The sequence below is a fragment of the Novipirellula artificiosorum genome (assembly GCF_007860135.1).
GTDB classification, from domain to species: Bacteria; Planctomycetota; Planctomycetia; order Pirellulales; family Pirellulaceae; genus Novipirellula_A; species Novipirellula_A artificiosorum.
This window is the reverse complement of sequence record NZ_SJPV01000001.1, coordinates 872482-886060: the sequence shown is the minus strand read 5'-3', so window position 1 is coordinate 886060 and position 13579 is coordinate 872482. Positions and strand designations below refer to the sequence as shown.

The 13579-nt window shown below is 55.8% G+C and carries 7 protein-coding genes; 5 read left to right on the top strand and 2 right to left on the bottom strand.

What is annotated here, in order from left to right; translation table 11 throughout:
• The first annotated feature begins 29 nt into the window (after positions 1–29).
• The 4 genes from Poly41_RS03105 (at position 30) to Poly41_RS03090 (ending at position 4945) form a co-directional block, all read left to right on the top strand.
• A complete protein-coding gene (locus Poly41_RS03105) occupies positions 30–1469 on the top strand; it encodes an aldehyde dehydrogenase family protein (RefSeq protein ID WP_231615356.1) in 1440 nt (479 codons plus the stop codon).
• 75 nt (positions 1470–1544) lie between these two features.
• Positions 1545–2198, top strand: coding sequence for a bifunctional 4-hydroxy-2-oxoglutarate aldolase/2-dehydro-3-deoxy-phosphogluconate aldolase (gene eda, locus Poly41_RS03100; protein WP_146524432.1), 654 nt, complete (start codon positions 1545–1547; stop codon positions 2196–2198).
• On the top strand, positions 2195–3286 hold the full coding sequence (locus Poly41_RS03095) for a sugar kinase (RefSeq protein WP_146524431.1): 1092 nt from the start codon (positions 2195–2197) through the stop codon (positions 3284–3286). The genes eda and Poly41_RS03095 overlap by 4 nt, the downstream gene beginning before the upstream one ends.
• 12 nt (positions 3287–3298) lie before the next feature.
• On the top strand, positions 3299–4945 hold the full coding sequence (locus Poly41_RS03090; RefSeq protein ID WP_146524430.1) for a sulfatase: 1647 nt from the start codon (positions 3299–3301) through the stop codon (positions 4943–4945).
• Between the two features lie 79 nt (positions 4946–5024).
• Here Poly41_RS03090 and Poly41_RS03085 read toward each other — a convergent pair whose 3' ends face one another.
• A complete protein-coding gene (locus tag Poly41_RS03085) occupies positions 5025–6377 on the bottom strand; it encodes a vitamin K epoxide reductase family protein (protein ID WP_197231030.1) in 1353 nt (450 codons plus the stop codon).
• A gap of 290 nt (positions 6378–6667) precedes the next feature.
• Complete coding sequence (locus Poly41_RS03080; protein ID WP_146524428.1) at positions 6668–11770, bottom strand: glycosyl hydrolase 2 galactose-binding domain-containing protein; 5103 nt, start codon at positions 11768–11770, stop codon at positions 6668–6670.
• A gap of 210 nt (positions 11771–11980) precedes the next feature.
• Between Poly41_RS03080 and Poly41_RS03075 the strand changes: the two genes are divergently transcribed.
• Positions 11981–13459 carry a sulfatase family protein gene (locus Poly41_RS03075; RefSeq protein WP_146524427.1) on the top strand — a complete coding sequence of 493 codons (1479 nt, stop codon included), beginning with the start codon at positions 11981–11983 and terminating at the stop codon, positions 13457–13459.
• The last annotated feature ends 120 nt before the right edge of the window (positions 13460–13579 follow it).

The following is a 13579-nucleotide window of genomic DNA, read 5'->3' as shown; positions in this document are numbered from 1 at the left end:
TCGATGCTCCTACCTCGAACCCTGCAAGAATGATGACAAAAAAACCTTTCTCGATGCTCATTAACGGAAAACCGATCACGACGGGGAAAACATTTCCCGTCACCAATCCGGCGACCGAAGAGGTCATCGGCGAGGCGCCCGAAGTGGATGCGGCAAACATCCAACTGGCTCTCACGTCCGCTCGGGTTGCTTTTAAGACATGGTCGCGGATGCCGTTGTCTCAGCGACAGCCACTTATCTTGGGCTATGCGAAGCGACTCGAGCAACATCGGGACGAGATCCTTGATCTTTTGATTGCCGAAACGGGCAAGCCACTCGACAATGCGGAGTATGACTTCGGCATGCTGATCACCTGCCTTCGCTTTTTCTGCGAAGAAGCGGCTCGCATTGATCAACCCGTGATCCCTGATCCCGATGGGCGTTTCCTGCACTACATTCAACGTCAACCACTCGGCGTGGTCGTCGGTTACTTGGCGTGGAACTTTCCGCTGCTGAACCTCGGTTACAAATTGGGGCCCGTACTGGCGTCAGGTTGTACGGCGATTATCAAACCATCGCAGTTGACACCCCTTGCGACCCTGCGGTGTGCCGAATTGCTGGTCGAGTCGGGTGTACCCGATGGCGTCGTGAACGTCATCAGTGGCACGGACTATGATGTGACCGGGCCGCTGTTGGAAAGCGATATCCCATCGATGTTTACCATGATCGGCTCCACGCGTGCTGGCGTCGGCGCGATGAGATCATCCTGCACCAACGTGAAGCACTTCTCCGTGGAACTTGGCGGCAACGCCCCGGTGGTCGTCTATGATGATGCCGACATTCAGGCCGCGGCGACGAGTGTGGTGGACTTGAAGTTTGCCAACACAGGTCAGGTTTGCGTTTCGCCCAACCGCTGTTTCGTCCACGAATCGGTCTACGAGTCCTTTATCGAGGCCGCAAAGCAACATGCATCGGGGATCACGCTTGGGGCAGGGCGCGGCGAAGGTCGTAGGATGGGCCCGATGTTGACCGCAAAGGACCGCGGTCGCGTGCTCGAATTGGTGGAGTTGGCCGAGCAACAAGGCGCCTCGATCGTGTGCGGCGGGAAAATTCCGTCGCAACCCGCTACGGGTTTCTACTTGGAGCCAACGATTCTGCGAGATGTTCGGCCGGACATGCGACTCACGTGCGACGAGATCTTTGGCCCTGTGCTGCCGGTGATTCGGTTTACCGACGAGGATGACGTGATCGCGATGGCGAACGATACCGAATATGGATTAGCGGCTTACGTCTATACAACGAATCTGTCACGCGGCCTGCGTGCGGCGGCCGACATCGAAGCGGGAAGTGTTTGTGTGAACGAAGTGCACTATGCCGTGCAATTGCCTCACGGTGGCGTTAAGCAGAGTGGTGTCGGTAATGATTGCTCTCGCTACAGTTTGCAGGAATACTTGACGCTCAAGCGTGTTTCGGTATTGATTTCCCCCTAAACTTAGGAAAGAAACGATGGACCTCCAAGCCCGTCACAGCGGATCGCCCGTTGAGTTCATGGAAGCGGCTCCGTAATGGCATTTCCCGAAGAACTCCTGCAGCGGTTGAAGCAATCTCGCGTGGTCGCTGGCTTCTCCGTTGAGAACGCCGAGCATGCGGTGCCGCTGACGCGCGCGTTGTTGGCCGGTGGAATTGACGCGATCGAGTTGACGCTCCGGACTCCCGCAGCGATGGATGCATTGAAGGCGGTTTGTGCGGACGTCCCCGAAATGTTTGTCGGAGTGGGGACGATCCTTTCGCCGGAAACGGCGGAAGAAGTCAAAGCGGTGGGGGCGGATTTTGGCGTTGCTCCTGGAATGAATCCCCGTGTGGTCCGTGCGGCACAGCAAGCGGGGCTGCCCTTTGCGCCGGGCATTGCGACTCCTTCGGAACTCGAGGCAGCAATCGAACTCGGTTGCCGATTCGTCAAGTTTTTCCCGGCGGAAGCCTCGGGGGGGATTCCCTACTTGCGCAGCATGGCAGCGCCCTACAAACATTTGGGCATTCAGTATTTCCCGTTAGGCGGATTGGACGCTGAAAACATGTCGGCGTATCTGTGCGAGCCCAATGTGCCGGCGATCGGCGGGTCATGGATCGTCAAGAAAGAGTGGGTGGATAACGAGAATTGGGCCGGAATCACCGCCCGCGCCGCAGAGGTCATCAAACGCTTAACGAAGGACAATCAATGAGCAAGCCGATCGTCACGTTTGGAGAAATCATGGGCCGATTGGCGGCACCTGGGAATCTTCGCCTTCGTCAGACCCGCGGCTTGGAAGTCACGTATGCCGGGGCGGAAGCGAGTGTTGCAGCGTCGATTTGCAACTTCGGTGGGAAGGCTCGGTATGTCACGGCGCTACCGAAACATGCCTTGGCGGAAGCGACCATGGATTCCGTTCGCGCGATGGGAATCGATACCACGCATGTGCTGCGCACGGATGAGGGACGGCTGGGGCTTTATTTCTTGGAAACCGGTGCCAACCAGCGCCCCAGTAACGTGATTTACGACCGTGCGGACTCGGCGGTGGCGATCACGCCCGCGGATCGCTACGACTGGGATGCGGTTTTCGATGATGCCCAGTGGTTGCATCTGAGCGGAATCACGCCTGCATTGTCAAGGAACGCTGCTCACGCCACCTTGGTCGCTGCACAAAAAGCGAAGGCGGCTGGCTGTTCGGTTTCCATCGATTTGAATTTTCGTGGGAAATTATGGAAGTGGGATTCGTCCCGATCCACTCGTCAATTGGCTCGAGAAACGATGCAAACCATTTTGCCCTCCATCGATGTCGTGATTGCCAACGAAGAAGATTGCCATGATGTGCTTGGCATTCGAGCTGGCAACACCCACGTGCACAGTGGCAAACTCGATACGTCCCGCTATCCGGAGGTTGCGCGTCAGGTCGTGACTCAATTCCCGAATGTCAGCAAGGTGGCCATCACTCTGCGCGAGAGTCTTTCAGCATCCCACAATAATTGGGGGGCCATGCTCTACGACGCCGCATCCGATCAGCCAGCTTTCGCGCCACTCGACTCGGACGGGAATTACCGAGCCTACGAAATCAAGAACATCGTCGACCGAGTTGGCGGGGGCGATGCATTTGCGGGGGGGCTTCTGTTTGCTTTGACCACGCCGGAACTCAGTGATTCGCAGATGGCAGTCAACTATGCTGTCGCAGCCTCGTGCTTGAAGCATTCGATTCAAGGTGATTTTAACTACTCGACTCGAAGTGAAGTGGAAGCCCTGATGGGTGGATCCGCTTCCGGACGTGTCGTTCGATAGGAACGAAGTATCATGAAGCCTCTTTCTCCGCTGGTGATTCTGGTCGCTTTCGCTTGTTGCAGCACAGCGACTCGCGAGGTTCGTGGCGAAACCTCCGACCACCCAAACATCCTGTTTCTAGGAATCGATGACTTGCGCCCTGAGTTGGGATGCTACGGATCCGAAATTGCGGTGACGCCGAACATCGACGCTTTGGCGAAACAAGGCCTCCTTTTTAATCGCGCCTATTGCCAACAAGCGATTTGTGGGCCATCGCGAGCGAGTCTCATGACCGGGACTCGTCCCGATACCAACGGGATCACTCACAACTATGTCAAGATTCGCGAGTTGAATCCTGACATCCTGACGTTGCCGCAAGTCTTTGCGCAGCATGGATACGACACCGTCAATTTCGGAAAGATCTTCCATCATGGTGACAATGACGAGGGATCCTGGAATCGGAGATTTACGGCGAAACAAACCGTGGGGCGCCGCAACGCAAATCGAAGTAGTTTTGCCCTTCCCGAGAACGTAGCGATCCAGCAGGAAGCTCGCGAGAAGATGTTCGCCAAGTACGGTGAGGTGGCAAAGTATGGCCTCGCGGTAGGGCCAGCTTACGAGTGTGCGGATGTTCCGGATAATACCTACATCGATGGCCATAACACCGATCTCGCAATTATGGCGATGCAAGAGATGGTTGCCGAAGGGGACAAGCCGTTCTTCCTCGCGCTGGGGTTTAGTAAACCCCACCTCAACTGGATCGCACCGCAGCGCTATTGGGATCTTTACGACCGCGAGCAGATTCCCATGGCCACGCAAACGTCAGGGCCACGGGAGGGCGCCGCGGTGGGACTTCATCCATCATTCGAATTGCGCGTCCGTAGCGGTATCCCAAAAATCGGCGACCTCGATCCCGACCTCGCACGCACGCTGAAGCATGCCTATCTGGCTTGTGTCAGCTACGTCGATGCCCAGATTGGCCGGATGATCGCGGCATTGGAGGAATCCGGCGAGCGAGACAACACGATTATCCTGCTGTGGAGCGATCATGGTTTCCACCTTGGCGAAATGGGAATCTGGTGCAAAGCGACCAACTATGAAATCGGCACACGCGTTCCGATGATGATTTGGACACCCAGTATGCCCGCGGCAACGCGTGGAAAGACGACGGACGCCTTGGTCGAACTCGTCGACATGTACCCGACGCTGTGTGATCTGGCGGGAATCGAGCCACCCGCTCATTTAGAAGGGACGAGCTTCCAACCGTTGATCGTGGATCCATCCCGGGATTGGGAGACAGCAGCCTTCAGTCAATTCCCAAGCCCTGCGCTACGAGAGTGGGCTGCGTTTCCGCTTCGCCCAGCGATGCGTGAAACGTTCTTCGGTCCACTACTGACGGAGGTCGAAAAACGCATCAAGAAACAGATGGGAGACAAGTGGGATCGAGAGCTGTTCGAAGACGATCTGATGGGCTACGCGATGCGAACCGACCGCTACCGGATCGTGGTCTGGAAGGACACAAAGCACCCCGAGGTCGAGCCACTGTTCGTTGAACTCTACGACCACCACGTCGACCCAATGGAAACTCGCAACGTGGCAGCTCAGTACCCAGCCTTGGTCGCAGAGCTACTGAAGCAATTTCGCGCGGGATGGAGGGGAAATCAACCTCCGTCGGAGTAACGTCTTGCAGGCGGTTGGGAACAACGCCTCACTCGGAGGGGGCGGAAGCCGAGGGTCGGAGTCGACGGTTTGGACGTGTCTACTTCGATTCTCGCCGAATCAGGTCGACCAATCCCTCCACCGATGAGAATTCGCCGACAACGCTCGTTTGCGGGAACATCAGTTTGGGAATCGTCCCCTCGCCGACTCGCCGGTAAATCTCAATGTGTTTGGCGATGTACTTGTCAGGGACTCCCGAGGCTAATTCTGTTTTCAGCTTTTCCGCATCCACGATGGTTTCCGCTTTCGCCTTCGCTGCTGCAAAACTCGGAATCTCGTCGCCTTCGAACATCCAGTTGTGGAAATCCGAAAAGCGATCGCTGTCGACTCGCCAAACGGCAACGGCCAATGTCGACAATTGGCACGATTCGTTATACGTTGCGTTCGTGACCCGCACGGTAGGATTGCATGCCGAGTTCAGAGGTACCGGAAGGCAGATGACCGCCAATTGACCCGACAATGCTTCTTTGGCCCCGGAAATGGCCTTATGAGTGTGGCGACAATGCGAGCAACAGTAGTCAAATAGCTCCACAAAGACATACTTGGCATCTTCGGGACCGCTATGCGGCCACTGTGCCACCGCCAACCGGATGGTCCCGCCATGAACCGCTGCGACGCGTTGCTCCGGTTTCTCTTCGCCACCCTCCTGCAGCACCAAAACGCCGCTGGTCATCAGCCCCGGCCAAGCGGCCATCCACCGCGTTACTTTACCAATGCTCATGCCTATCATCGGCGCTTCAAACAAGCCCTCGTCGTCGGTCGCTGGTGGATCGAACTCAAACAGCTCCGTTTCGGGAACAGCGGGACTATCAAAACGTTCGATCCGAAATGTTTCGGGCGGCTCGGTAAACAGCTGGCCAACAGCCAAGACCGCAAATCCAACGAAACCAAGCCCCGACATTGTCACCATCGTTTTGGCTTGAAACGGACTAGCCACCAGCATGGTCACGGCGATGACAAGGCCGCACGCATGAGCGATCATGCAGTAGACACAGATGTGTTCGAGTACGAAAAGCTGGAGTGCGATAAACCAAACCGCCGTGATCCCCGCCGCGAGCGCGGCGGTCGTGACGATGGCCCATCCCATTTGGCGAACCTTTGAATTGAATCGACCGCTGGCGCCGGCGACCAAACCGAGCGTTAGTGTCACATACAACCCCAGTGCTAATACGCTCACTGGGACACCGAGCCACAGTGACCACTGGCTACTGGTAACATGTCCACAGTCAAACCACTCGCCATTGCCGCAACCGGCGATCGGTGACGAAGTCAAAGCGCTCCAGGACAGATAGGCACTCGCGCCCGACGCAATGGCGATACAGATCGTAAGCAGCAGCGTCACGCGGGGGCGTGGCCAAGGCTTCAAATCGCCAAACAGTGAAGAAGGGGCCATGTTTGGTCGACACTCTCGCTTGGATGAGGGAAAGGGAGACGATACGGTAGAATGGATCGAAGTCATTGTGGTTTACGGAAAATGTTGCGGAGGACGGATGGAGGTAGGACCGAGAGCAGGTACAGCAGCAATCCCCAACACTTCTGCATTTCTTGTGCCATCCAAATAATTTTAAGGGGCAAGGCAAGTGTTGATCTGCAGCGGCTCGACCCCACCCGGTGTTGGACCGCCAAGCATGGTTAGGTTCCTCGCCGTCGCGGGTCGATCCAGCGACGTCTTGCGAGACGCCGTCATGGGGCGTGCGGGGGCACCGTCACCGCAGTCACTGCGATCAAACAGGGCACTCCGGCCCGCTCTTCGCTGCCGTAACGCATGTCGATGGTTGCAATCCGTCTACCCGGATGTGGATTGTTCCACTGCATCGCAAACAATGCCGCCGACTGATCGGAATTTTCATAAGGCGCCGACCACGCTAATTGGGCAGCGGGTAACGAACCAGGCTTGCTTTGTCGGTAATCGTCAATGTGGATTCCGCTGATCACCGGAATCGTTTCGCTGCTTCCATCTTCGTAGTGGATGACATAGCGACAAATCTCCAATTGCTTGCCGGCTTTCTTTTCGCGGTCACTTAACCGCCGATCGACGCGAGCCGTATGCAGGAAGAACAATGCCTCGGCTTGGCAGTTCGCCGGAATGCCATTGACTTCCAACGGCAGATTTTGCGGAATTCGATCGCCACCGAGCATGATCACTTCGGGCACCGGCGAGGTCGGCATGTCGTAGATGTTGTAGGTCACACCGGCGAGTTCATGCTTGCCAGACGGCAAGGATTTGAACGTGAATTTCTTGTTACCGTACCAACCACGTTCGTCTTTAAACGTTGTCGCTTTGGTGTGAAGATCGAGTGGGTTACAAACAAGATCGCTGCCGGCGATCACGGTTGCTCCGCCGGAGAAGGGAGCCTTTAGGTTTCGCAGGACCGCAGCAAGAATCGCTCGTTTCTTGACTTGGTTGATTGGCACGGTTTCGTTAGCGAGAAATTTCAAATTGCACAAAACCACACCCCCGTCGCCTTTGGCGTATTGAACCAAGCCGCCGAGATTCAGCATCGGCTTGACCGTCGAGGTCCAATTTGCGGAACGTTGGACGTTCAGTTGGATGTTATCGATTCCAATTAAAGGGCGTTTTGTGGGATCAAAGTCTTGCGCGACCAATTGCACAACGACACGTTCTGTTTTTCGTGGCGGTTCAATTTGGAAGGTTTGAGCCTCTCCTGATCCATCCAGGTCAAATTCCACTCGGTCTTTGCCGTCAAACTGTAGTGCGATTTTGGTGGTTGGGTTGTAGTTCAATGATGGATCGTGCGTGTAGCTGACCACCGTTTCCGATTGGCCCAAATCCATGCGGAATTCGTAAGGGGATCCGTCTTTGGGGTACTCGAAATCAATGATTTGAGGCCACCCATCTGCCCCAACAAAGCCGTTGGTGATTTTGTCCATTGCGAAGAAGTTGCTTTTGGCGAAGGAGGAGAGTTCATCCAAATCAACCACGTAGGAAAAAACGTCCGAGGAGAGGTATTCATCTTTGGTCCAGCCGAAAACGCGTTTGCCCGAGAGCATCACGATGTCCCCGCTGGTGATCCCGGAGGTCAGCGGATGGCGAACGGTTGGAAACGTGACGCGTTCGCAGACGAACGGGCGAATTTGGTGTTCGACACCGACGATGCGATTGAAATCCTTGAGACCCTCGGGCGTGAGCCCACACAAAACGATGGTGCCTCCGGATGTCCAAAACGACTTCAAAGCTTCAGGGTGGGCCGCGAGTTGTTTGAGTGATTCAGGGGTCGCCGAAACAAGGGCAATCTTCTTCTGCGGGTCGGAAATCGCGGCTTGGGCATCGGCCACATTTGCATGCTGCAGCCCAATCGCTGCGACAGCTTCCGACAAGCCCTCGTCGGCAATCGCAGACGCAACCTCTGCGTACTCCAATCGATAGTCTCTTGCTGCACGAAGGAGGTTCATCACCACGTGCTGCGCGACAACATTGTGTTTCAGCTTCGAGCCAGCATCCAATTGACTCAAGAACATCACGCCCTGACCGACCGGTAATTCCACTAAAGCGCTGTATTCCAATCGCGGGCCGCACTGGATCAAGCTCTTGGCACCACGAGTTGGTTTCAGGTAGGCATTTCGGAATACCAGATGGTCGGGGCCCCAGGTGAAGAAGTCTTTGTCGAGGAGACCTGCCAGGGCTGGATGCGTCGCGACTTCGATGAACGCGGTCGTACCGTTGTGGGTGACGATCTCGTTGTCGAACGAATCTAGTTTCGTCGCCGGTGCGAGTTTCATTTCGGCGGGGATGGCTTGGTACTTCAGCGGATGTGATTGATCCAAGACCACCACCGCGTGACCTCGCGCTGCGAGTACAGAAAGCTTCGTTGACGTGCAGTCGGATTCGTCGATGGCATCTCGTCCGATTAGCAGGACTTTGACTTCGTCAGGCATCTGGTCAAACGAATCCATCGCCAAGAAATCGACACCAACCCCACGAAGAAACTCGGTTGTTTCTCCACCGGGATCCCAAACGGCCAGCATCCCAGGTTCGATTCCCTCGGCGCTGACCGTGGGCAAAATGGAAACGGCCTTGGTGTCCTGAAACACAAGCTTGTCGTCAACCGTCAACGCCAGTTGCAACTTCGCTTCCTGACGCTGGGTTACTTTCGGTATCGTGAGTGTGTCGTCAAATTTTTCGGCCGTCCCAGGAGCAACATGATGCGTCGAGGATTTTGCAGCGACGTCGACTCCATCCATCAGCAACTGCCGAGTGAACGTGATGGGGTCGGCATACTGCGTGTCGTTAAAGAGACCGAAGGTGCGATTCACCTTTTGATTGGAACCGAACGTCCAATCCCATTGGCGAACGAAGGCTGCTCGCGGGACGTTCGATCCCCATTGTGCCTCTCCGCCGTCGTTTCCGAGCCAGAAATGCCACGCGGCATAGTGGCCACCCCAGCGGTAGCCTTCGTTGAGCATGCGATAGATCAACGCCACCGCGTCCTTGGTCGCCGCTTTGCCCTGGAACGCAACTTCACCCCCCCAGGTCGCGTAGTCGGCCGGATTGATACCGTTCGCATACCAATCCTCGCCGATGAAGCGGGGGCGCATTTGGTCCCATTTCCAACGCCCGCGCCCGCCGCCCTCGACAAACGGTTGGTAGGCCAAGTCAGGATAACGATTGTCAAGCGTGGCGACATAGTGATCGCCATGAACGCCGAGCGTGTTCTCCTTGGTCGCTCCACCACCGTCGATCATCACGCTACGAGTCGGATCGACGGCCATCACCGCGTCGTGTGTCTTGGTGATCAATTGTTCGTAAAGGTCCATTCGGGGCGAATTGCCGAGCAAATTGATCAGATTGATGTACGCAAATTCGTTTTCGATCGTCCAGATCTGGATCGACGGGTGATTGCGTTCACCCTTGACCTGGGCAACGCATTGGTCACGCCAATTCTCCATCAGCGCCAGTTTGATATCGACGCCGTTCTGTTGCTTGATCGTTTCCGCATCTTTTTCGCTGAACGCGCTGCCGATCTTTTCGCCGTCGAGCGTGGTGTTACGACGAACGACAACACCGTTTTGGTCAAAGAAATCCAGTGCTTTGTGCGGCTCCATTCCCATCCATCGTGCGTCATGGGATGCTTGGCCGGCCGTCGACATGCGCATCGTGCGTTGGTGGGTTCGGTGGTAAGCTTCCAGCCAAGCGTCCGGGTTGCTTTTTTCGCCAACCAAATCGGCCCACATGTGCCAGACAACGCCGTTGAGTGTGAACTGGGTTCCCGCTCGCAGCCATTCTCGGAATCCGAAACGTGTTTCGGACACGTCCACGGGATGGCCCTCGGCTTCCAGCGTCACTCGCAACCGGTACAAATGCGGCGAATCGGGCCACCACAATTCCGGGTTTTCCCAATCGCTCGACAGATCATGGGTTAAGGTGTTTCCAGCTTGCACGTTGACGGGCTGCGGAGCAAATGAATGCGCAACGTGACCGGTTTGATCCTCGATTGCATCGACGCGTATCTGGCCGGCAAAGTCTTGTTCCGAGGGATTGTGAAGGGTCACTTCGCAATCCAGTCGTTTCTTGGCGACGGAGGGTTTGACAAAAACGTCCGCTGTGTAGACGTTTCCGCCAGCGGCGATCAGCGAAGGTGTGCTCAAGATGCCTGATTGCGGGCAATTCCAAATCGGATAATCAAGTTCTTGAAAGCCATCGCTGAGGAATTTTGGTGGAAGGTTGAACGTTTTTCTCAGCTTCATGGGGCGCTTGGGATCTGCTGAACGACCGTAGTATGCATCACGAATACCGACCCAAATTTCGTTCACGTCGCCGACGCGAATGGCTTTCGATACATCGATTTGAAAATGCACAAACGGGTTCTTTTCAAATCCACATCGCTCTCCATTGACATAAACGGTGGTGTTCAGATTGTTTTGCGGAAAGTCCAAAAAGAACGATCGGCCAGCCATGGACTTCGGCACCGCGACGCGCGTTCGGTACCAGAGTCGATGAGCGAACCGCAGATCGGGACGAAGTTGGTTCTTGTCGCCGGGGACCTCGATCGCTTTGAAGTGCGTTGTGGTCGGTAACGAGTCGATCGGCGCGGCAACCGGTCCCGGCAGCTGTTCGTCATCGCGGCAAACTTCCCAAAGCCCCTTGAGCGACAACGAAACTCGCTGGCCTGGCTGCGAACCTTCTTCGAATTTGAAAACGTGTTTGCTGGCCCGTCGATCGCGGTCATCACAGCTCTCTTCGTCAGGCTTGTATTTTGAGTTCGGCGAAAAATTCTCGGCGGTGATGCAAACGGCATCCAACGCGAACAGGATTCGTTGCCGCTTGCCCTGTTCGTCTTGCGTTTTTGGCAAACGAAACTCGAGGCGGTGCTTCCCCTTGGTAAGCGACTGCTCGCCTAACTGCAGCCATGCGACTTCACACCAAAAATCGATCTCCATCAAATCGGACGTCAGTTCGTCCGCTTCGATTCGCTGGAACTCGCCATCGTCGATTCGCCAATCAAAGGGTGATCTGGCAAACTCGAACCCGATCCGGCTCCAAATTTGGTACGTTGCTTCGTCGGTTACCTCGAAGGGATACTGAATCAGCAGTCCCTCATCGGCGACTTGCTTGTCCACTTCGTTCGGAGCGATACTGCAATGCAACCACTGGCCCTCCGACAGAAACTCGGTGTTGCCCCAGCCGGTCACATTCACTTCCCCATTGGCATTACCCGTTTCGCCTTCGATCCATCGATAAGCGTTTGGGGTGGCTTGTCCCTGTGACGTCGTGGGACTCCATAGCATCAAACCGATAACGAAAAGGGCAGGGGTGCGCCGTAACATGCTTGCTTTTGGGGGCGGGAGGAGGTGGGAGAGTTAGCGGAGGCCATTGGGGTGGGACGTGGATGTCTTCTTCAAACGGCACGGCTGCATTATACATGATGCTTGAGTGTTCGCTCGTATCGTGACCGGGGGCGACTTCGTGCTCCGGCTCGCTGCGGACCCAAATCCATTCACCCCTCACGTTCTTGGGGCATTCTGAGAGAGAGAGACATGAAAAATTGGCTGCTTGCGTCCATTCTGGCAATGACGCCCCTTTCGATTTCCGGTTTTTCCGCCGCTGCTCAGCCGAATATCCTTTGGATTGTCGGCGAGAACCTGAAGCTCGATTTGGGCTGCTATGGCGCCAGGAATGTCCAAACGCCGGTGCTCGATCGCCTGGCGGAAAGGGGAATGCGGTACACGCATGTGTTTTCCACCTCACCGGTTTGTGCGCCTAGCCGCAGCGCGTTCTTTGTCGGTATGTATCAAACGACGACCGACACCCACAACATGCGGTCACATCGCGATGATGGATATCGATTGCCGGAAGGAGTGCGTCCAATCACGCACCGCCTGAAGCAGGCGGGGTATTTCACGGCAAACATCAAGACGGTGGGAGACCAGGAAGTAGGCTCTGGGAAGTTGGACTTGAACTTTGTCAACGAAGGGCCGCTCTACGATTCGAACCGATGGGAAGATCTGAAGGAGCACCAACCGTTCTTCGCTCAGGTGAATACTCTCGAGGCCGAGTACGACATCTATGATCGTCAGACATGGCAGCAGCCTCGCGTCGAATGGAAGGGTGAGCGAACGCACGAGCAGATCGCCACGGAAGACAACGTGACACCGCCACCCTATTACCCTGACCATCCGCTGGTGAGGAAGGAGTGGGCACGCTACTTGAACTCCATTTCGGGAATGGACAAGACCATTGGACGAATCTTGGACCAGTTAGCCGAGGATGGACTGGCGGACAACACGGTGATCCTGTTCTTTGGAGACAACGGCCGCATCGAACCTCGTGGCATTCACTGGTGCTACGACACGGGCTTGCATGTGCCGATGATCGTGTATTGGCCCAAAGACTTTCCGGCACCCGCAAACTACAAACCTGGGACGGTTAGCAATCAAGTCATCAGTCTGATTGACGTGACCCCGACGACGCTTGGCTTTGCGGGTATCGACCGTCCGCTGGGAATGCAGGGGCGTGCTTTCCTGGGTGACGCGGTTGGTCCCGAACGGCAGTATGCTTTTTCAGCACGTGACCGTATCGACGAAACAGTGAACCGGATCCGTAGCGTGCGAGGCAAGCGTTACCACTACATCCGCAACTACTATCCCGATCGCCACTTTACATCATTGAACCGCTACAAAGAGAAATGTTTTCCGATCAAGCCGTTGATGCGTGAGCTGATGGCGGCGGGGAAATTGCAAGGGCCCGCAGCGGAGTTGATGTCGCCGCGCGTTGCAGAAGAGCAGCTTTTTGACACGGTCCATGATCCTCATGAAATTCACAACTTAGCCGATTCGCCGAAGCCGGAACATCGAGAGACGCTGCTTCGGATGAGGGCCGCACTGGCGGTGTGGATCGTCGAAACTCAGGACCAGGGCGAGTTTCCAGAACCGCAACAGGTGGTCGCTCCGTTTGAAAAAGAAATGCATGACTGGTTCGGCACACCTGATTGGTTTGTGCCACAGCAGGATCCCTAACCTTTTTGCGAAGCCCATGACGGCACGGAGTCGGCGTCAATCAAGATCCGAATCCTATGAATAGGACGCGTCATATTACTGTCGCTTCCGTTCGGCATTGCACGGTGCTTCATAGCATCC

Coding starts and splice junctions, on each gene's coding strand:
- Poly41_RS03105 (WP_231615356.1), top strand. CDS start 30: ATGATGACAAAAAAACCTTTCTCGATGCTCATTAACGGAAAACCGATC.
- eda (WP_146524432.1), top strand. CDS start 1,545: ATGGCATTTCCCGAAGAACTCCTGCAGCGGTTGAAGCAATCTCGCGTG.
- Poly41_RS03095 (WP_146524431.1), top strand. CDS start 2,195: ATGAGCAAGCCGATCGTCACGTTTGGAGAAATCATGGGCCGATTGGCG.
- Poly41_RS03090 (WP_146524430.1), top strand. CDS start 3,299: ATGAAGCCTCTTTCTCCGCTGGTGATTCTGGTCGCTTTCGCTTGTTGC.
- Poly41_RS03085 (WP_197231030.1), bottom strand. CDS start 6,377: ATGGCCCCTTCTTCACTGTTTGGCGATTTGAAGCCTTGGCCACGCCCC.
- Poly41_RS03080 (WP_146524428.1), bottom strand. CDS start 11,770: ATGTTACGGCGCACCCCTGCCCTTTTCGTTATCGGTTTGATGCTATGG.
- Poly41_RS03075 (WP_146524427.1), top strand. CDS start 11,981: ATGAAAAATTGGCTGCTTGCGTCCATTCTGGCAATGACGCCCCTTTCG.